This is a genomic window from Rhizobium sp. CC1099 (assembly GCF_029714385.1).
Classification (GTDB): Bacteria; Pseudomonadota; Alphaproteobacteria; order Rhizobiales; family Rhizobiaceae; genus Rhizobium.
Window position 1 is genome coordinate 2,387,543 of record NZ_CP121641.1, and the last position, 18,618, is coordinate 2,406,160.

General features: G+C 61.6%; 17 protein-coding genes. 9 read left to right on the forward strand and 8 right to left on the reverse strand.

Translation table 11 applies throughout. The features are described from left to right. Positions 1 to 18: 18 nt before the first annotated feature. The 3 genes from QA644_RS12260 to QA644_RS12270 all read right to left on the reverse strand — a co-directional run bounded on the left by QA644_RS12260 (position 19) and on the right by QA644_RS12270 (position 4,014). The gene (locus QA644_RS12260; RefSeq protein ID WP_239598032.1) at positions 19 to 1,290 is read right to left on the reverse strand and encodes a cytochrome b N-terminal domain-containing protein; all 1,272 of its coding nucleotides are present in this window, start codon (positions 1,288 to 1,290) and stop codon (positions 19 to 21) included. A 14-nt stretch (positions 1,291 to 1,304) separates the two neighbouring features. Beyond that, complete coding sequence (gene petA, locus QA644_RS12265; RefSeq protein WP_194727587.1) at positions 1,305 to 1,883, reverse strand: ubiquinol-cytochrome c reductase iron-sulfur subunit; 579 nt, start codon at positions 1,881 to 1,883, stop codon at positions 1,305 to 1,307. A 241-nt stretch (positions 1,884 to 2,124) separates the two neighbouring features. Then, positions 2,125 to 4,014 carry an ABC transporter ATP-binding protein gene (locus QA644_RS12270; protein ID WP_239599487.1) on the reverse strand — a complete coding sequence of 630 codons (1,890 nt, stop codon included), beginning with the start codon at positions 4,012 to 4,014 and terminating at the stop codon, positions 2,125 to 2,127. 163 nt (positions 4,015 to 4,177) lie between these two features. Here QA644_RS12270 and QA644_RS12275 point away from each other — a divergent pair, with 163 nt between their 5' ends. Next, the gene (locus tag QA644_RS12275) at positions 4,178 to 4,402 is read left to right on the forward strand and encodes a CopG family transcriptional regulator (RefSeq protein WP_283068688.1); all 225 of its coding nucleotides are present in this window, start codon (positions 4,178 to 4,180) and stop codon (positions 4,400 to 4,402) included. 165 nt (positions 4,403 to 4,567) lie between these two features. Here QA644_RS12275 and QA644_RS12280 read toward each other — a convergent pair whose 3' ends face one another. Beyond that, positions 4,568 to 6,424, reverse strand: coding sequence for an ABC transporter ATP-binding protein (locus tag QA644_RS12280; RefSeq protein ID WP_283068689.1), 1,857 nt, complete (start codon positions 6,422 to 6,424; stop codon positions 4,568 to 4,570). Positions 6,425 to 6,805: 381 nt separating this feature from the next. On the opposite strand from QA644_RS12280, the gene QA644_RS12285 reads away from it, so the two are divergent. Next, a complete protein-coding gene (locus tag QA644_RS12285) occupies positions 6,806 to 7,267 on the forward strand; it encodes a tRNA (cytidine(34)-2'-O)-methyltransferase (protein ID WP_283068691.1) in 462 nt (153 codons plus the stop codon). A 202-nt stretch (positions 7,268 to 7,469) separates the two neighbouring features. Next, positions 7,470 to 9,116: a Na/Pi cotransporter family protein gene (locus tag QA644_RS12290; RefSeq protein ID WP_283068692.1), complete on the forward strand. Its 1,647-nt coding sequence runs from the start codon at positions 7,470 to 7,472 to the stop codon at positions 9,114 to 9,116. Between the two features lie 3 nt (positions 9,117 to 9,119). On the opposite strand, the gene QA644_RS12295 is transcribed toward QA644_RS12290, so the two are convergent. Beyond that, positions 9,120 to 9,380 (reverse strand): hypothetical protein, encoded by a 261-nt coding sequence (locus tag QA644_RS12295; RefSeq protein ID WP_022714201.1) that lies wholly within the window; start codon positions 9,378 to 9,380, stop codon positions 9,120 to 9,122. Positions 9,381 to 9,559: 179 nt separating this feature from the next. Here QA644_RS12295 and hemF point away from each other — a divergent pair, with 179 nt between their 5' ends. The 3 genes from hemF to QA644_RS12310 all read left to right on the forward strand — a co-directional run bounded on the left by hemF (position 9,560) and on the right by QA644_RS12310 (position 11,183). Then, positions 9,560 to 10,474 carry an oxygen-dependent coproporphyrinogen oxidase gene (gene hemF, locus QA644_RS12300; RefSeq protein WP_074069053.1) on the forward strand — a complete coding sequence of 305 codons (915 nt, stop codon included), beginning with the start codon at positions 9,560 to 9,562 and terminating at the stop codon, positions 10,472 to 10,474. Between the two features lie 116 nt (positions 10,475 to 10,590). After that, on the forward strand, positions 10,591 to 10,872 hold the full coding sequence (locus QA644_RS12305; RefSeq protein WP_194727592.1) for a hypothetical protein: 282 nt from the start codon (positions 10,591 to 10,593) through the stop codon (positions 10,870 to 10,872). 125 nt (positions 10,873 to 10,997) lie between these two features. Beyond that, positions 10,998 to 11,183 carry a DUF1059 domain-containing protein gene (locus QA644_RS12310; protein WP_074069055.1) on the forward strand — a complete coding sequence of 62 codons (186 nt, stop codon included), beginning with the start codon at positions 10,998 to 11,000 and terminating at the stop codon, positions 11,181 to 11,183. Here QA644_RS12310 and QA644_RS12315 read toward each other — a convergent pair whose 3' ends face one another. Genes QA644_RS12315 through QA644_RS12325 form a run of 3 tightly spaced genes read right to left on the reverse strand, consistent with a single transcriptional unit; the run spans position 11,184 to position 13,704 of the window. Beyond that, on the reverse strand, positions 11,184 to 12,437 hold the full coding sequence (locus tag QA644_RS12315; protein ID WP_283068694.1) for a CCA tRNA nucleotidyltransferase: 1,254 nt from the start codon (positions 12,435 to 12,437) through the stop codon (positions 11,184 to 11,186). Continuing rightward, positions 12,434 to 13,084, reverse strand: coding sequence for a CoA pyrophosphatase (locus QA644_RS12320; protein WP_239598025.1), 651 nt, complete (start codon positions 13,082 to 13,084; stop codon positions 12,434 to 12,436). Before QA644_RS12320 ends, QA644_RS12315 begins: the two co-directional genes overlap by 4 nt. Further along, on the reverse strand, positions 13,081 to 13,704 hold the full coding sequence (locus tag QA644_RS12325) for a DUF1285 domain-containing protein (RefSeq protein ID WP_283068695.1): 624 nt from the start codon (positions 13,702 to 13,704) through the stop codon (positions 13,081 to 13,083). Before QA644_RS12325 ends, QA644_RS12320 begins: the two co-directional genes overlap by 4 nt. Positions 13,705 to 13,862: 158 nt before the next feature. On the opposite strand from QA644_RS12325, the gene QA644_RS12330 reads away from it, so the two are divergent. The 3 genes from QA644_RS12330 to QA644_RS12340 are packed head-to-tail and all read left to right on the forward strand — an operon-like array spanning position 13,863 to position 18,617. Then, a complete protein-coding gene (locus tag QA644_RS12330) occupies positions 13,863 to 14,873 on the forward strand; it encodes a MoxR family ATPase (protein ID WP_283068696.1) in 1,011 nt (336 codons plus the stop codon). Positions 14,874 to 14,886: 13 nt separating this feature from the next. Further along, on the forward strand, positions 14,887 to 15,807 hold the full coding sequence (locus tag QA644_RS12335) for a DUF58 domain-containing protein (RefSeq protein ID WP_194727595.1): 921 nt from the start codon (positions 14,887 to 14,889) through the stop codon (positions 15,805 to 15,807). Beyond that, positions 15,804 to 18,617 carry a DUF4159 domain-containing protein gene (locus QA644_RS12340; protein WP_283068698.1) on the forward strand — a complete coding sequence of 938 codons (2,814 nt, stop codon included), beginning with the start codon at positions 15,804 to 15,806 and terminating at the stop codon, positions 18,615 to 18,617. The genes QA644_RS12335 and QA644_RS12340 overlap by 4 nt, the downstream gene beginning before the upstream one ends. Position 18,618 lies beyond the last annotated feature (1 nt).

Sequence of the window (18,618 nt, forward strand, 5' to 3'; positions counted from 1 at the left end):
TCTATTCCTTCCGCTCGCTTATGCCTTGACCGTAGCTGTTTGTTGATTGCGCTTTTCCAGTACGGCTTCGGTGATCGAGTTTGGAATGCGGCGCGGCGTCTCGACGAGACCAAGCACTGGCATGGCGACCAGGAAGAAAGCAAAGTAAAGCAGCGTGCAGATCTGCGAGATCAGGACGAAGGCACCTTCCGCCGGCTGGGAACCGAGCCAGCCGAGGATGATCGCGTCGATCACGAACAGCCAGTAGAACATCTTGTACCAGGGGCGGTAGACCGCAGAGCGGACCTTCGACGTGTCGAGCCATGGCAGGAAGAACAGCACGATGATCGCGCCGAACATCACAAGGACGCCGCCGAGCTTGGAATCGATCGGACCGATGTTGAAGGTGATCGAGCGCAGCATCGCGTAGAACGGCAGGAAGTACCATTCCGGAACGATGTGCGCCGGCGTCTTCAGCGGGTCAGCCGGGATATAATTGTCCGGATGGCCGAGGAAATTCGGCATGTAGAAGACGAAGTAGGCGTAGACCAGCAGGAAGATCGAAACGCCGAGTGCGTCCTTGAGGGTTGCATAGGGCGTGAAGTGGACGGTGTCCGTCTTGGTCTTGACCTCGACGCCGGTCGGGTTCGTCTGGCCGGTCACGTGCAGCGCCCAGATATGCAAGACGACAACGCCTGCGATGATGAAGGGCAGCAGGTAGTGCAGCGAGAAAAAGCGGTTGAGCGTCGGGTTTTCAACGGCAAAACCGCCGAGCAGAAACTGCTGCACCCATTCGCCGACCAGCGGGAAGGCCGAGAAGAAGCCGGTGATGACGGTCGCGCCCCAGAAGGACATCTGGCCCCAGGGCAGAACGTAGCCCATGAAGCCGGTCGCCATCATCAGCAGATAGATGAGAACGCCGAGGATCCAGAGGATTTCGCGCGGCGCCTTGTAGGAGCCGTAGTAAAGGCCGCGGGCAATGTGCAGGTAGACCGCGACGAAGAAGAAGGAGGCGCCGTTGGCATGCATATAGCGCAGAAGCCAGCCGTGGTTGACGTCGCGCATGATCTTTTCGACGGCATTGAAGGCGACCGAGGTTTCGGCAGCATAATGCATGGCGAGCACAACGCCGGTCAGGATCTGCACGACCAGCATGACCGAAAGCATGGCGCCGAAGGTATAGGCATAGTTCAGGTTACGCGGAACCGGATATGCAACGAAGCTGTCGTAGACCATGCGCGGCAGCGGCAGGCGCGCATCGATCCACTTCTCGAGGCCGGTTGATGGCTCGTAGCTGGAATGGCCACTCATAAATCAGTCTCCCCTCAACCGATCTTGATCACTGTATCGGAAACGAACGAATAGGTCGGAATCGGCAGGTTCGTCGGCGCCGGACCTTTACGGATGCGGCCGGCCGTGTCGTAGACCGACCCATGGCAGGGACAGAACCAACCGTTGTATTCGCCGGCCTGTCCGAGCGGCACGCAACCGAGATGGGTGCACGAACCGATCATAACGATCCAGTTTTCCTTGTCCTTGCCGGCAGAGCGGTCGACACCGGTTGCCTGCGCTTCGGCCGGAAGGTTCTCGTTGCGTGCGATCGGATCCTTGAGATCCGAAAGCGGAACCTCGTCGGCGGCCTTCACTTCCTCGGGCGTACGGTTGCGGATGAACACCGGCTTGCCGCGCCACTTGGCGGTCAGCGACATGCCCGGCCCAAGGCTCGATACGTCGACTTCGATGGAAGCAAGAGCGAGCGTGGACGCATCCGGACGCATCTGATCGATGAACGGCCAAGCGACCGCCGCAGCGCCGACGGCGCCTGCCATACCAGTGGTGAGATAAAGGAAATCACGGCGCGTGGGCTCCCGTGAAGCCTCGCTTGTCGTTTCGTGTTCGCTCACGGCTAAACCATCCTCTGCGCAATTTTCGCGGAATTCCGCCCTGCCCCTCTACGCGGCGAATCTACACAGACACAATTCGGCCTTAGATTCCCCGCCAATCCGGCGCGTTCTATGCTTGATCGCAAATTATGTCCAGCCTTGAGAATAGTATGAGGGCACAATGTCGCGGGTATTTTCAGATGATCTTTCTACCGCAATCCCCTGGATTCAGCGGATCGGAGCCTGGCTGGCGGACGCATGCCTAAACGGCCCTCGCCTCGCGCCCAGGCATATCTTCGTCTGCACCGAGGAAGCCGCCGGACTGGCGCGCCCATAGCTCGGCATAAAGCCCGCCACTTTCGACCAGGGATTTATGCGTGCCTTCTTCGATGATTCGGCCGCGATCGACAACAATCAGCCGATCGAGCGCGGCAATCGTCGAAAGGCGGTGAGCGATAGCCAGCACAGTCTTCCCCTCCATGATCCGGCTGAGATTGGACTGGATCACCTCTTCCACCTCGGAATCGAGCGCCGAGGTCGCCTCGTCGAGCACCAGGATCGGTGCGTCCTTCAGCATGAGGCGCGCGATTGCGATGCGTTGCCGCTGCCCGCCGGAAAGCTTCACGCCGCGCTCGCCGACATGCGCGTCGAAACCCTTGCGCCCCTGCTGATCGTGCAAGCGCTCGATGAAGCCGAGCGCCTCTGCCCGCCGTGCGGCATCGAGCAGCCGTTCCTCGTCCGCATCGGGCCGGCCGAAGAGGATGTTGTCCCGGACCGAACGGTGCAGCAGCGACGTATCCTGGCTGACGACGCCGATCTGCATGCGCAGTGACTCCTGGCTGACCGCAGCAATATCCTGGCCATCGACAAGGATGCGCCCGCCTTCAAGGTCGTAGAGGCGCAGCAACAGATTGACCAGCGTCGACTTGCCGGCGCCGGAGCGCCCGACGATCCCGACCTTCTCGCCGGGTGCGACGGTGAGCGAGAAATTCTCGATGACACCCTTGCCCCGGCCGTAATGGAAGGAGATCTTTTCGAAGCGGATGCTAGGCTCCCTGACGACGAGATCGGGGGCATTGGGCCGATCGACGAGACCGAGCGGCTGCGAGATCAATTCGGCAGCATTCTGGATCGTGCCCAGATTGCGCATGATGCCGTTGAACTGCGTCATCAGGCGCCCAAGAAGGAAGTTGAGGCGCAGGACGAGGGCCAGCGAAAAAGCCACGGAACCGGAACTCACCAACCCGCGCAGCCACAGATCGACGCTTAACCCGCCCATCGTCACGATCATCAGGCCGGAAAGCAGCGCCATGGAGGCACGTACACCGGTAATGAACCGGGTAAAGCGTAGCACGGTATCCTGATAGATATCGAAACCCTGGCGCATGTAGCGGTCGCTCTCCTCGTCACGAGCGAAAAGCTTCAGCGTCTGGATGTTGCTGTAGGAATCGACCATGCGGCCGTTGAGCATCGAGGCGGCTTCCGCAGTCTCGCGCGAGTGATAGCGGATGCGCGGCACGAAATAGCGGGCGAGCACGCCGAAGGCAGCGAGCCAGAACAGCACGACGGCCGCAAGCGAAAAATCGAGCTGAGCCACCAGCACCAGTGTCGTCGCCGCGTAGATTCCGACGAACCAGACGCTCTCCATGAGCGAGGTCACGAGATCGCCCACCGCCTGGCCGGCCGACCAGACCTTCGTCACGATCCGCCCGGAAAAATCGCTCTGGAAAAAATGCAGCGATTGGCGCGAGACGTGGAGATAGGATTGCCAGCGCGCGAGATTGTAAAAACCCGGCGTGATGACCTGCTGATCGACCAGCGCGATGAGGAAGACCACAACGAAACGGACAAAGCCGATCAAAGCCAGCATTCCGAAGAGCTCGCTGCCGTGTGCAGCAAGCATCTCGCTCCAGCCAACGCCCGGCCTGACTGTGCTCAAAATATCGACCAGCCGTCCGACGAACCAGAAAAGCGCCGCCTCGATCGCCGCCGACATCCCGCCGAGGACGAGCATCGCGACGAAGGGCCATTTCGCCTGGCCGATGTAGAACCAGATGAAGCCGGCCGTCGAACGCGGCGGCTGTATATTGCCGCGCCGGCGGAACGGATCGATCCAGTTTTCAAACAGATTGAGTATCGGGCGCAGGAGCATCATTGCGTTATAGTCCGAGACAACCCTGCGGCAAAGGCAACGGACGGCGGACACAACCTTATATTTTGGTAATTTTCGGTAACATCGGCGGCATCCGTGTTGAATGTCGCTGACCTCGTGACGATCTCGGAGTACAATGGCCGCTTATCGGAGAAATACCGTCATGGAAACGAGGGTGCTCGCGTCGCATATTCCGCTTCTGCTTGCGGACAGACTCGATGAAACCGCAGCCCAACTCGGCATATCGCGCGACACGATCGTCAGCGAGGCGGTTGCCGCATGGCTCGACAACGAGGAAGAGCGCCGCGTGACGGCACTCCGCACGATGGCAGGCGCCATCGTCGTGGTCGAGCGTCACAGGGTAAGAGACTGGGCAGACAGCCTGTAAACCGGCAACGGATCTTTTGGGAATCATTCAGTGCCTGCGGCAGCTCGCGCCGACCGTGCTAAACGCGAAGAATGCCGCGATTTCTCTCCTGATCAGGATAACAGCGCTTCTTAACTGGTCTCAACAGTTAAGAAGCCCTCCCCGCTTTCGCCGGGAGGGCCTTTTTTACTCCGCCGCTTCCTCCGCTTCTTGCGAATGATCGGCGAGGAAGCCGCCGGACTGGCGGGTCCAGAGATCGGCATATATGCCGCCCTGACTGACGAGATCGGCGTGCGAACCGGCCTCGATGATCCGGCCCTTGTCGAGCACGATCAGGCGGTCCATCTCCGTCAGCGTCGACAGGCGATGGGCGATCGCGATCACCGTCTTGCCTTCCATCAGCGCGAAGAGGTTCTCCTGGATCGCCGCTTCCACTTCGGAATCGAGCGCCGAGGTCGCCTCGTCGAGCACCAGGATCGGCGCGTCCTTCAGGAACACCCGGGCGATCGCAACGCGCTGACGCTGGCCACCGGAGAGCTTCACGCCGCGCTCGCCGACCTGCGCGTCGAGCCCCTTGCGGCCCTGCATGTCGACAAGCCCTTCGATGAACTCCCAGGCATTTGCCCGCTTCGCCGCCTCGATCACATCCGCGTCCGTCGCATCTGGACGGCCGTAGGCGATGTTGTCGCGGATCGAGCGGTGCAGCAGCGACGTATCCTGCGTCACCACGCCGATCAGCGAGCGGAGGCTTTCCTGCGACACCAGCGAGATATCCTGGCCGTCGATGGTGATGCGGCCGGCTTCCAGATCGTAGAAGCGCAGCAGCAGGTTCATCAGAGTCGTCTTACCGGCGCCGGAGCGGCCGACAAGGCCAACCTTCTCACCCGCCTTGATGTCGAGCGACAGGTTGTCGATGACGCCTTTGCCCTTGCCGTAATGGAAGCGGATGCGCTCGTAATGGATCGCACCCTTCTTCGCCTGCATCGGCGGTGCATCGCGCTTGTCGGTGATGTCGTGATTCTTCGTCATCATCTCCATGCCGTCATAGACCGTGCCGATGTTTTCAAAGAGCGCCGATACCTCCCACATGATCCATTGCGACATGCCGTTGACGCGCATCGCAAGGCCGATCGCGATGGCGATCGCGCCGACCGAAATCTGGCCGTTCAGCCAGAACCAGATCGACAGGCCCGAGATGACGAAGAGCGCCACGCAGTTGTTGATGTAGACGCACACATGGAACAGCGTGACGCGACGCATCTGCTGGTGCACCGTCTGCAGGAATTCGTCCATGCCGGCCTTGGCATAGCCTTCCTCCCTGCCCGCATGCGAGAAGAGCTTGACGGTCGCAATGTTCGTGTAGCTGTCGACCACCCGGCCTGTCATCATAGAGCGCGCATCCGCCTGCTGCGCCGCGATCCTGCGCAGCCGGGGCACGAAATACGATACGATGCTGACATAGATGGAAAGCCAGACCAGGATTGGCACCATCAGCCGCCAGTCTGCCGCTGCGATCACGATGATCATCGTCAGGAAGTACGTGACGACATAGACGAAGACGTCGAGGATCTTCATCGTTGTTTCACGAACGGCAAGCGAGGTCTGCATCACCTTGGTCGCAACGCGTCCGGCAAACTCGTTGGCGAAGAAGGTCATGCTGTGGCGCAGCAGGAAGCGGTGCATCTGCCAGCGCGCGATCATCGGGTAGTTGCCGAGCAGGACCTGATGCATGATAAGTGAATCGAGCCCAGCCGCCAGCGGCAGGCCGACGAGGATCAAAACCGCCATCCAGGCAAGCTTGTGCCATTCGTTCTGCAGGAACGTCGCCTTGTCGGCATTCGTCAGCCAATCGACGATATCGCCGAGGAACTGGAAGAGTGCCACTTCGCCGATCGCAATCAGCGCCGTCAGCACGGCCATGGCTGCAAGCCAGGGCGCCGCAGGCTTCGTATAGTGCCAGCAGAAGGCAAAAAGACCCTTCGGGGGAACGACAGGCTCCTCACTCGGAAAGGGGTTCAGTCGCTGTTCGAACCAGCTAAACATGAAAGTGCTCCGGAACTTCACCGTTCCACCTCCCGGCCTGCGCAAAACGCACTAAGGCACATATGGGAACCGGACGTTCGAGGGGCGAGGCCACGACAGCCGCGCAATGGATCAAAAATGGGGAATTTTAGAAAGCTTGCGCTCAGGAGCGCGAGATCGCCACGCTTGGTATCGCGGCTGGAAGGCGCGTAAGCATCAGAATATTCATGTCGGCCCTCCCTAGCTGGCGATTGAAGATGCGCACCAATAACGCGAAAATTGCGAAATTTCCAGTCCGAAATCGGAAAAAATTGAACAATTCATGGGCAAAAGTCGCCCTGTTGCGCCGAAATCACAGTTGAACTAGGTCTCTTTGCCTCAAACAGCAAGACGGAACTTCGGATGACCGATCTCAGACTGGCGCTCTATCAGCCCGACATCCCCGGCAATACCGGCACGATCCTGCGTCTTGCCGCCTGCCTCGGAGTTGCCGTAGACATCATCGAGCCCGCCGGCTTCGACATTTCCGACCGCAACCTGAAACGCGCCGGCATGGACTATATCGCAGCCGTTACGCTCACCCGTCATGTCAGTTGGGATCGCTTCGAGCAATGGCGGGCTCCAACGGGCCGCCGCATCGTGCTCGCCTCCACCAAGGCATCGGTCCGATACACGGACTTCGCATTCCGGCCGGACGACATTTTGCTGTTTGGCCGCGAAAGCGCAGGCGTTCCGGATCATGTACATGAAAAAGCCGCCGGGCGTATCCTGATCCCGATGGTCGAGGGCCAGCGCTCGATCAATGTCGCGGTCTCCGCCGCGATGATCGCCGGCGAGGCCATGCGCCAGACCGTCTGGCGTTGATTTCGCTTCTGAGAGACCTCGTGAAGCCTCGCCATGATATGTCGCAAACGGCGTTGTGATATCCAGGAACAGGCGTATTATAATTAGCCGGACAATCAAAAAGTGAGAACCAGGCCACGATTTCAAAGAGATGGCAATGCGCTGAGACACCGATTGCGCAGCATTGCGCCGGCCGTGAACAAGAAGAAAAGACCCGCAGAGAATGGAATCCACGATCGTCATGATAAACCTGTTCGGCGCGGTAGCCTTGCTGCTGTTCGGCCTTGCGCAGGTGAAGGACGGTGTGTCGCGGGCTTTCGGTGCGCGGCTGCGAACAGGTCTTGCGACGGGCACGCGTGGCGGCTTGCGCTCCTTCGTTTCAGGCTTTTTCGCAACGCTGGCATTGCAAAGCTCCACGGCAACGGCGCTGATGGTCGCCTCCTTCGTCGAGCGCGAACTGGTGAAGCCACGCATGGCGCAGATCGTTCTGCTCGGTGCCAATGTCGGCACGGCCGTCACAGCCTGGATCGTCGCGACCGGTATCGAATGGCTGTCGCCGCTCGTCATCCTCGCGGGTATCATCCTCTATCGCAGCGGCTCGACCGCACGCCAAGGTGGTGGCACCGCACTGATCGGCATCGGCCTGATGCTCTTGTCTCTGCATCTTTTGAGCGGCGCGACAGAGCCTATGCGCCAATCGCCCGCGCTTGCCGCCTTTATCGGCTTGCTCGACAACGCCTGGCCGGTGGCGCTTGTGTTCTCCGCCGGCATTGCCTTCGTCTCCTCGTCGAGCCTTGCCGCCGTTGTCCTGATCCTTTCCCTGGCATTGACCGGTATTGTCTCGGCGGGATTGGTGATCGTTCTCGTCCTGGGTGCCAATCTCGGCGGCGCAATTCCGCCGGTCGTCGCTTCGCTTGGCGGACCTGCCTCGGCAAAGCGCGTTACGCTTGGCAACCTGATCGTGCGGGCCGCCGGCTGCGTGATCGCACTCCCGCTTGCCGGCTACGGCGCCGAGCTTCTGGAGATGCTGCCGCTCGATCCCGCCAAGCTGCCGGTCGATGCGCATCTCGGCTTCAACCTGATCCTCGCCGCTATCGCCTGGCCGTTCTCGCGCCTGTTGTCGCAGTTGATGCTGCGTCTCGTTCCGGAAGAAGCACAAACCGACAATGGGCCGAAATATCTCGACCAGCACGAGCTGTCGACGCCCGTCGTGGCGCTTGCAAGCGCCACTCGCGAAGTCCTCGGCGTCGGCGACCTCATAGAGCGCATGCTGATCCGAGCCTCCGACGCCTTCGAGCAGAACGACCTGACCAAGCTCAAGGAAATTCCCACGCTCGAAAAGCGGGTCGATAGCCTGCAGCAGGAAGTGAAGGTCTATCTTTCCAAGCTCGGCCGCGAGGGACTGAGTGAAGAGAACGGCCGCCACTCGATCATCATCATCGACTACGCGATCAACCTCGAGCATATCGGCGATATCATCGAAAAGGGCCTGCTGCCGCAGATCAGCAAAAAGGCTTCGCTCGGCCTGCGGTTTTCCGACGACGGTTACCAGGAGCTCAAGAAGCTCTTCCATTTGACGATCGACAACCTGCGGATCGCGCAAACGATCTTCGTGACGCGCGACTTCAATCTCGCCAAACAGATGATGGAAGTGAAGGTCGAAGTCCGCAGGATGGAGAAGCAATCCGCCGAACGCCACCTTGAACGCCTGCGCGAGGGCTACGTCGACAGCCTGCAGACGAGTTCACTGCATCTCGACATGCTGCGCGATCTGAAGCGCATCAACGCCCATATCGTCTCGGTCGCGCATCCGATCCTCGACGAGAGCGGATTGCTCATCGAAAGCCGCCTGCGCACGCCTGCGCAATGACGGTCAGTCGGCGGAAGGCAGCCGGCGCATGGTGAACTCGATCTGGTCGTTGTCGAGCTGCCGCCAGCTTTCCACTTCGGTCCAATAGGCCGCCTTCGGATATTCGGCGAACCATTCGCGTGCCTTTGCCCGCGCGTCAAGCAGGCCAAGCCGATAGGTCTGGCGCACGAAGTGATCACCCTTGCGGGCAGTGCCTTCCGCCCGATGCCGTTCGATCCTGCGCTTCAAGCCGTCAAACGACGGAGGTCCCGGGATTTTAGTCATGAAACCTACCTCTGAGCGGGAAAGGTAGTATTGAAAATATCAATTTGCGAGTCGAATCTTTGCCGCCTCGACTGCGGCTTTCCGCCGGCTGGCAAGGCACCGATGCACCTGATACCACGAAACCGTAATCAGCGATGATCGAGTCGCGTGTGATGCAATAACGACTGCTGGGGATAATGATGGAACGACCAGACCTGCCGATCGGCCTGCCGGACGATATCGAAGAAAAGAAGGTCGCCGCGCGCACTTGGTTCGAAGGGTTGCGCGATACGATCTGCGCCTCCTTCGAGGCCTTGGAAGACGAGCTGACCGGCACTCTTTCGGACCAGGAGCCTGGCCGTTTCGTCGGCAAGGAGTGGTCGCGTGAAAATGGCGCCGGCGGCGGGGGCCGGATGTCGATGATGCACGGCCGCGTTTTCGAAAAGGTCGGCGTGCATACCTCCACAGTGTACGGGGAATTCGCACCCGATCTGCGCACCCAGATGCCGGGCGCCAGCGAAGACCCTCGGTTCTGGGCCTCAGGTATTTCGCTGATCGCCCATCCGGTGAACCCCAATGTACCCACAGTGCATATGAACACCCGCATGGTCGTCACCTCCAGCCGCTGGTTCGGAGGCGGTGCGGACCTGACGCCGGTGCTCGACCGGCGCCGCACGCAGGAAGACGACGATAGTCGCCTCTTCCACAAGGCGATGGAAATTGCCTGCCGCAGCCATTCGGCCGTCGCCGACTATGGCGCTTACAAGAAATGGTGCGACGATTACTTTTTCCTGAAGCACCGCAACGAACCGCGCGGCATCGGCGGCATCTTTTATGACTGGCTGCATTCGAGCGAGGAAGCCGGCGGCTGGGATGCCGACTTCGCTTTCACCCGCGATGTCGGCAGGGCCTTCGCCATGGTTTATCCGAAAATCGTCCGCTCCAATTTCAACAAGGAATGGACCGAAGCCGACCGTGACGAACAATTGATCAGGCGCGGGCGCTATGTCGAGTTCAATTTGCTCTACGATCGCGGTACAATCTTCGGGTTGAAGACGGGAGGCAATATCGAGTCGATACTCTCGTCGATGCCGCCGGTCGTCCGGTGGCCATGACTGTACGACAGCGTACGGGTAAAAATACATTACATGGCCTTCAAGAACCGTGAGCACGCCCTAAACTAACGTGCTAAACTGAGCTTGTGTTGCGTAACAATCGGAGGAGGATTGTCATGATGATACAGAGCGGTTCGCCGGCGTCTGGGGATGTTCGGGAGGCATCCCGCGCAATCGAGACCCCGGATTTCCTGAACCGCATTGCCGAAGAAATGCGAGCCACGAGCGGCTCGGACCTGCCCCTTTCCTGCTTCATCGAACAGGTGAGGTTGCAGCTCGCTGCCGGAAAATCGCTCGAAGAACTGCGCGGACAGGCAAGAGAAAGCGCAAATTCGAATGCGTCCTACCAGTCGTCCGACTGCTTCCGCGCCTGGGCGATGCCGGAATATCGCATGTGATTTGCCGGCCGATGTCATCATCGGCCGGAACCTTCTCTCCGTTTCGCACATTGAAGTTTCGCACATCGAGGAGAACCGCGTGTCAGCGCGATCATCCCGTCATGTTCCGGACAAAGGAGTAGACAATGCGACTTTTCGAATGCGGTACGCTCGTTCCGGGCTGCACCTGGCACACCCGCGCCGATGAGGACGCCGAAATCGTCCGCCGCGCGGTCGAGCACATGAAGTCCGCCCATGGTGAAACGACCATTCGCGAAAACATGATCGACAACATCAAGGCCCGCATCCGCGACGAAGCGACAGCGGCCTGATCACTTCGAAAGTTCGTTCAGCCGGGCGAGCAGCGTCGCCCGGTCGGCGGCAAAATTCTCGTCGATCCATTGGTTCTCGAGTTTCGCAAGCGTCTCGCCGACACGCGGACCTGCGGGAATTCCGGTGGAAACGACATCGCCGCCGCCGATTGGAAACTGCGGTCTCTTCCACGCCAGAGCCCGGTCCAACAGCTTGCCGAGCCTGGCCGACCGGCTCATTTCCTTCATGTCGCCTTCCGCCTTGCCGCGAGCAACGGCGAGCGCGAGCTTCAGGCGCGTGACGATACCGTCCGCACCACTGCGATAGAGCAGCCGGTCGAAGGCCGCGGCAGACATTTCGTCATCGCCCGGGGGCGCCGCCGCCCAGGCCCTGAAATAGGCCGCTTCGGCATTCGAAAATCTCAGGCGGACCGCCATCTTCTCCAGCCGTTCGGCATCGGGTGGAACGATCGAAGCGAGCCGAAGAAGCGGATCGGACGTCCAGCCGAGCGCCTTTTCGGTAGCGACCAGTCCCGGGATGGCATCGATGCCCCATTTCTCCGTCTCCGGCAGGACTTCGCTGAGCACCGAAACCTGCCGCATCCAGAGCAGCGCCCGGCCCGGATCGTCGGCAGCAAGCAGCTTGCGAAGCTCGGACCAAACCCTTTCGGACGAAAGCGTAGTGAGCTTCGAACGCGCCGCCGAACAGGCCCGCAGTCCGTCTGCATCGGGCCGGCCGGAGCCGTAGTGAGCAAAAAAGCGGAAGAACCGCAGGATGCGCAGGTAATCCTCGGCAATCCGTGTCGCCGCATCCCCAATGAAACGGATGTTGCGCTTCTCAATATCGGCAAGCCCGCCGACGAGATCGACCACCTCACCCTTGGAATTCATGTAAAGGGCATTGATCGTCAGGTCGCGCCGTTCCGCATCCGCCTGCCAGTCGGTGCTGAAGGCGACCTTGGCGCGGCGCCCGTCAGTCTCGACGTCGGTGCGCAGCGTCGTCACTTCGAACGGCTTTCCTTCGATCACCAGCGTCACGGTGCCATGGTCGATGCCGGTGGGGATCGCCTTGCTGCCGGACGCCTTCGCCCGTTCCGTCACGGCGTCCGGCGTCAGCGTCGTCGCGATGTCGATATCGCTGACCGGAAGCCCCATCAGGCTGTTGCGCACGGCGCCGCCCACGACGCGCCCCTCCCCGCCGTCCGCGTTCAGGAGCGCGAAGACGCGCTGAAGGCGGGGATCCTTGAACCATGCTTCATCAGCAAGGCTGGTCATGCATAAAGCCTCTCGTAAAGGGTGCGGACGATGCCCGCCGTGATGCCCCAGATCATCCAGCTTTCATAGGGCATGCGGTAAAAATGCCGGTCGACACCCTCGACCAAGCGCCTGTCGCGGGTGTGGTTTTGCGGGTTCATCAGGAAGGAAAGCGGCACCTCGAAGACGTCGTCGACTTCCCGCGGATTGGGCTTCAGCTCGAACCCCCGCCGGACGACGCCGAGCACCGGCGTGATGCGGAAGCCGGTCGCGGCGAGATAGTGCGGTAGGCGTCCGACCGTCTCTACAAAGGAGCCGGCAATGCCGATCTCTTCCTGTGTCTCGCGGATCGCCGCCATCTCCGGAGAAATGTCCGTAGAATCGATCGCTCCGCCAGGAAAGGATATCTGGCCGGAATGCTTGCGCAGGTTCGCCGTGCGCTTGGTGAAGATGACCCGCGCCTCGTCGCCGTCGTCGACCACTGGCACCAGCACAGCGGCGTCGCGTAGGTGGAAGCCCTCGACCATCGCGACGATATCCGGATTGAGGATGTGGTCGCCGTGATCCCGCCAGGAGTGATCGACCGGCCCGCCGTTTTGATTGAGCGCCCGGCGGCGGAATTCGGCCGCGGAATAGAGTGGGTAGCCTTGGGTCGGGGCATTGCTCATCGGGGCAGCATATCCAGTTCATCGGCGGCCATGACAGGGAAAACGCAGCCGGCCGAGCGGACGCAGAACATCTCCCTGCCCTCGATATCCGCAATCTCGCCGAGGTCTGCCAGTTCATACGTCACGGCCCGCGACACCAGCGCCTCGAGACGCCCGCGCACATGCAGATAGGGTTTCAACTCGCTGTTTTCTCCATGAATCACGAAGCGCAGCGGATACTCCTGGCCGGCCTCGACGACATCGCCGGTATTGGTGCGGAATGTCAGCACCTGCTGACCATTGCGGTCCGTCACGCTCATCTCGACGGCAACGAACGGCGCGTCAGCGACCCTGATTCCGACTTTTTCCACAGGGGTGACGAGATAGGTCTTTCCGTCCTCGTCCTTGCGCAGGACGGTGGAAAACAGGCGAACCAGGGGCGCACGGCCGATCGGCGTTCCCATGTAGAACCATGTGCCGTCGGCGCGGATTTCCATGTCGATATCGCCGCAGAAGGGCGGATTCCATTTTTCGACCGGTGGAAGTCCGCGCTTCTTGCCGCCGGTTTCGCCTGCAGCGCGCGAAATCAGCGCGGCAAGCCCTGCGGCATCTTCACTCGCCCTGATCTCTTGCGCTGCCATTCTTCTGTCCCGGTTTGCTCTTAACGATAGAATAGTCACGAGATAGTCATTTGGAACGAACTTGTCAGCCCGCAACATATCCATAACTCTATAGGGTACGAGCCAGAGGCGTAAGTCCGCCGATTCGCGACGAATGATTCAGCCGTTGGAGATACTTGATGGGTATGATGAAGACCGAAGATAGCCTCGGGGAGAAGGAAATCATCGCTGCCGCAGAAAAGGCGCTCGCCGATATTGCCCTTGTGCGCGAAGAAGTCTCGAAGGTGATCTTTGGCCAGGAAAACGTCGTCGAAAACACCCTGCTCGCTGTTCTTTCAGGCGGCCATGCACTTCTGGTCGGCGTGCCCGGCCTTGCAAAGACCAAGCTGGTGACCACGCTCGGCGAAGTGCTCGGCCTCGGCGCGAACCGCATCCAGTTCACGCCGGACCTCATGCCGTCGGACATCCTCGGCTCCGAAGTGATGGACCAGGACGAGAACGGCCGCCGCTCCTTCCGCTTCGTCAAGGGCCCGGTGTTCGCCCAACTGCTGATGGCGGATGAGATCAACCGCGCCTCACCGCGCACGCAGTCGGCGCTGCTGCAATCGATGCAGGAGTATCACGTCACGATCGCCGGCCAGCGCTACGACCTGCCGACGCCTTTCCACGTTCTCGCCACCCAGAACCCGCTGGAGCAGGAAGGCACCTACCCGCTGCCGGAAGCTCAGCTCGACCGCTTCCTGCTGCAGGTGGACGTGCACTATCCCGAGCTTGCCGCCGAACGCCAGATCCTGCTCGAAACGACCGGCATCAGCGAAACGAAGCCGCAAGCCGTCCTCGACGCCGGGCGGCTGATGGAAATCCAGAAGCTCATCCGCCAGATGCCGGTGAGCGACAAGGTCGTCGATGCGATCCTCGATCTAGTGCGCTCCGCCCGCCCCGGCCAGGGCAACGCTGCGACCGACAAGAATGTGGCCTGGGGCCCGGGTCCGCGCGCCGGCCAGGCGATGATGCTCTGCGCCCGCGCCCGCGCGCTCTATGAAGGCCGTCTGGCGCCGTCGCTCGACGATATCCATGCACTTGCCGAACCCGTTCTCGAACACCGCATGGCGCTTACCTTCGCTGCACGTGCCGAGGGCATGTCGGTCCGCGATGTCATCGCCGGCCTCGTCAAGCAGGCCAAAGGATAAGGAAGCCGGACGCGTGGCATCTATCGGACAGATCGTCAATCCGACCCCTGGCAGCGATGCCCTCGCCCGCGCAAGACAGCGGGCCTCTCTGGTGCCGGACTGCCTGGTCGAAGCCAAGCGCATCGCCAACACCGTGATTGCCGGCTGGCATGGCCGTCGCAAGCGCGGTATCGGCGAGAATTTCTGGCAGTTCCGCCCTTATACCGAGGGTGAAAGCCTATCGCGCATCGACTGGCGTCGCTCCGCCCGCGACGACCATACCTATGTTCGCGAGCGCGAATGGGAAGCCGCCCACACCATCTGGCTGTGGGCCGACATGTCGCCCTCGATGATGTACAAGTCGACCTTCGGCAGTGTCTCGAAGGAAAGCCGCGCGCTCGTCATCATGCTGGCGCTCGCTGAGATCCTTGCGCGCTCCGGCGAACGCATCGGTTGTCCGGGCGTCATGGAACCGGTTGCCGCCCGCAACGCCGCCGAGCGGCTTGCAACCGCGCTCATGCATGCGCCGCTACCGGGCGGGCTGCCGGACATCGCCATGATCCGCGGCTGGAGCGATCTCGTGCTCATCGGCGATTTCCTGGACGATGCGCCGGCGATCATGGCCCGCCTCACACCGCTTGCCCGTCGCGGCCTTCGCGGCCACGTGGTCGAGATCGCCGATCCCGCCGAAGAGCTTTTCCCCTATACCGGCCGTACCGAATTCACCGATCCGGAAACCGGCTCGAAACTGGTGTCCGGCCGCGCGGAAAACATCCGCGAAGCCTATAGCCGCGCCTATCTGGCCCGCCGCGACGGTCTCGGCCAATCGCTTCGACATCTCGGCTGGACGTTCGTCACCCATCGCACCGATCACCTAGCATCCGAAGCGCTGGTTGCGGTGCATATGTATCTGTCCGGGATGCCGGCCAAGGCGACACATGGGGGGCTGCTATGAGCGCCCTTCCCTTTGCTTTCGCCTATCCTGCAATCCTCGGCGCGCTCGTCGCCCTGCCGGTCATCTGGTGGCTGCTGCGGCTTACGCCGCCGCGCCCGAAATCCGAAGTCTTCCCGCCGCTGAAGATACTGGCCGCCGTACTGAAGCGCGAGGAAACGCCCGCTCAGAGCCCCTGGTGGCTGACGCTGCTTCGAATGCTGCTCGCCGCTGCCGTGATCCTTGCGATCGCCGATCCGGTTTTCAATCCGCGTACCAATTCGCTCGCCGCAGGCGGTCCGCTCGTTCTTTTCGTCGACAATGGCTGGGCGACGGCGCCGGATTGGCAACGCCGCGTGCAGACCGCCGAAGCGCTGATCGACGACGCCGAATCGGCCGGCACCCCCGTCGCGGTCGCCTTTACCGCCGATCCCACCAACAATGCTGTGCCGGGCACCACAACGGCGGCCCGCGACATGCTGCGCGCCGCAGAACCGCAGCCGCTCGTTCCGGATCGCGAACGCGCCTTCGAGGCATTGCGCGCCGCCCTCAACGGCACGAAACCAGGTACGCTCGCCTTCCTTTCCGACGGCGCTGCCGCCAAGGAAAACGATGCGACCGTCCGCCAGCTCGCCGATCTGAAGCCTGCCGAGCTCCGTCTCATCGAAGGCGATACCACACGGACGATCGCCATCACCGGTGCCACGAATGCCGCCGACGCCATGAGCGTGACCGCGACGCGCCTCGACAGCGCGGGCGCCGCCTCGCTGCCGCTGACGGCGCAGGATGCCCAGGGCCGTGCGATTGCCGCAGGCACGGTGGATTTCCAGCCCGGGCAGTCGGTCGCCTCCGGCTCGATCCCCGCCCCCTTCGAGATGCGCAACGATTTCGCCCGCGTCAGCATCGACAATCTTGCGACGGCAGGTTCGGTCCATCTGCTCGACGATGGCTTCAAGCGCCGCCGCGTGGTGCTGCTTTCCGGCGAAGCGGGCGATGAATTCCAGCCGCTGCTATCGCCTCTCTATTACATCCAGCGCGCACTGCAGCCTTATGCCGATCTGATCCAGCCGAACACGCCGGATCTCGCTGCCTCCATCCCCGATCTGCTGTCGCAGAATCCGTCCGTTATCATCATGGCCGATATCGGCCGGCTGCCGCAGGAAACCTATGGTCCGATGCAGCGCTGGATCGCCAATGGCGGCACGCTGATCCGCTTCGCCGGGCCGCGCCTTGCCGCCGCCCCCGCGGACGATCCGCTGGTGCCGGTGACGTTGCGCCAGGGCGAGCGTGCGCTTGGCGGCGCGCTCTCCTGGGCCGAGCCGCAGCCGCTGGCGGATTTTCCGAACTTCGGTCCTTTCGCCGGCATGGCCAAGCCGACTGACGTGACCGTCAAGCGCCAGGTTCTGGCCGAGCCGACGCCCGATCTTGCCGAGCGCACCTGGGCAAGCCTTGCCGACGGCACGCCGCTGGTTACGACCAAGCCGATCAACGCGGGCCGTATCGTGCTTTTCCATGTCAGCGCCGAGGCAACGTGGTCCAACCTGCCGATCTCCGGCAATTTCGTCGAGATGCTGCGTCGCATCGTTCAGCTCTCCCGCTCGGGCGGCGTCACCTCTGAAGCCGGTGCTGCAACGACCGCTGAAGCCCTGCCGCCCTTCCGCCTGCTGACGGCGAAGGGCGTGCTCACGACGGAGACCGGCACGGCACGGCCGTTGATCCCGAACGCAAAGACCGAGCCCGTTTCCAATTTCGACAATCCGCCTGGACTCTATGGTTCGGAAGACGGCTTTACCGCATTGAATGTATTGCCGAATAACGCCGAGCTGAGGCCGCTCGACACAGCCGGCATCAATGTCCTGCGCGAGGGCCTGATCGGCGGCGAAACCTGGTCCGCCAAGCCCGCTCTCTTCCTCATCGCCTTCCTGCTGCTCCTGGCAGACAGCCTCGTCGTGATGTTCATGGGCGGCGCCTTCTCCCGGCTGCGTTCGGCGGCCCGGCCTGCGGCGATCATCGCAGTCGCCGTCAGCACGACCTTCTTCCTGCAACCCTCGCAACTGCGCGCCGACGATTCCAAGCCCGGCGACGACCAGATATTCCAGCGATTGGACAATACCCACCTCGCCTATGTCGTCACCGGCGAGCAGGATGTCGACAATATTTCCGAGCACGGCCTTGAAGGCCTGACCGAGTTCCTGACCTTCCGCACGACACTGGAGCCGGCGCCGCCCGTCGGCCTTGATCTCACGAAGGACGAGCTGTCCTTCTATCCTATCATTTACTGGCCGGTTTCCGCCTCCGCGCCGATGCCGTCGACGGCTGCGATCAACCGCATCGACGCCTATATGCGCGCCGGCGGCACCGTGCTTTTCGATACGCGCGACCAGTTCTCCTCACTGGATAACAATGGAGGTGCCTCGAGTGCCAACGGCGAGCGCCTGCAGCAGATCCTCGCCAATCTCGACATCCCCCCGCTGGAGCCGGTTCCGTCGGACCACGTTCTGACGAAGTCCTTCTACCTGCTCTCCAGCTTCCCGGGCCGCTATTCCGGAAGCCCGCTCTGGATCGAGTCGAGGCAGGACAATCGCGCATCGGACACCAAATCGACGGCCTCGGCCGACGGTGTTTCGCCGATCCTGATCACCGGCAACGATTTAGCCGGGGCCTGGGCGGTCGATCAGAATGGCGCACCGATGCTGCCGACCGTTCCGCCGGATGAGATGCAGCGCGAATACTCCTATCGCGCCGGCGTCAACATCATGATGTATATGCTGACGGGCAACTACAAGACCGATCAGGTCCATATCCCCGCGCTCCTCGAACGGCTGGGGCAATGAC

Excerpts from the sequence above, each read along its gene's own strand:
- QA644_RS12285 (WP_283068691.1), top strand. The coding sequence starts at position 6,806 with ATGACCGATCTCAGACTGGCGCTCTATCAGCCCGACATCCCCGGCAAT.
- QA644_RS12260 (WP_239598032.1), bottom strand. The coding sequence starts at position 1,290 with ATGAGTGGCCATTCCAGCTACGAGCCATCAACCGGCCTCGAGAAGTGG.
- QA644_RS12315 (WP_283068694.1), bottom strand. The coding sequence starts at position 12,437 with ATGACCAGCCTTGCTGATGAAGCATGGTTCAAGGATCCCCGCCTTCAG.
- QA644_RS12270 (WP_239599487.1), bottom strand. The coding sequence starts at position 4,014 with ATGCTCCTGCGCCCGATACTCAATCTGTTTGAAAACTGGATCGATCCG.
- QA644_RS12275 (WP_283068688.1), top strand. The coding sequence starts at position 4,178 with ATGGAAACGAGGGTGCTCGCGTCGCATATTCCGCTTCTGCTTGCGGAC.
- QA644_RS12330 (WP_283068696.1), top strand. The coding sequence starts at position 13,863 with ATGGGTATGATGAAGACCGAAGATAGCCTCGGGGAGAAGGAAATCATC.
- QA644_RS12280 (WP_283068689.1), bottom strand. The coding sequence starts at position 6,424 with ATGTTTAGCTGGTTCGAACAGCGACTGAACCCCTTTCCGAGTGAGGAG.
- QA644_RS12290 (WP_283068692.1), top strand. The coding sequence starts at position 7,470 with ATGGAATCCACGATCGTCATGATAAACCTGTTCGGCGCGGTAGCCTTG.
- QA644_RS12305 (WP_194727592.1), top strand. The coding sequence starts at position 10,591 with ATGATGATACAGAGCGGTTCGCCGGCGTCTGGGGATGTTCGGGAGGCA.
- QA644_RS12320 (WP_239598025.1), bottom strand. The coding sequence starts at position 13,084 with ATGAGCAATGCCCCGACCCAAGGCTACCCACTCTATTCCGCGGCCGAA.
- hemF (WP_074069053.1), top strand. The coding sequence starts at position 9,560 with ATGGAACGACCAGACCTGCCGATCGGCCTGCCGGACGATATCGAAGAA.
- QA644_RS12295 (WP_022714201.1), bottom strand. The coding sequence starts at position 9,380 with ATGACTAAAATCCCGGGACCTCCGTCGTTTGACGGCTTGAAGCGCAGG.
- QA644_RS12340 (WP_283068698.1), top strand. The coding sequence starts at position 15,804 with ATGAGCGCCCTTCCCTTTGCTTTCGCCTATCCTGCAATCCTCGGCGCG.
- QA644_RS12310 (WP_074069055.1), top strand. The coding sequence starts at position 10,998 with ATGCGACTTTTCGAATGCGGTACGCTCGTTCCGGGCTGCACCTGGCAC.
- QA644_RS12325 (WP_283068695.1), bottom strand. The coding sequence starts at position 13,704 with ATGGCAGCGCAAGAGATCAGGGCGAGTGAAGATGCCGCAGGGCTTGCC.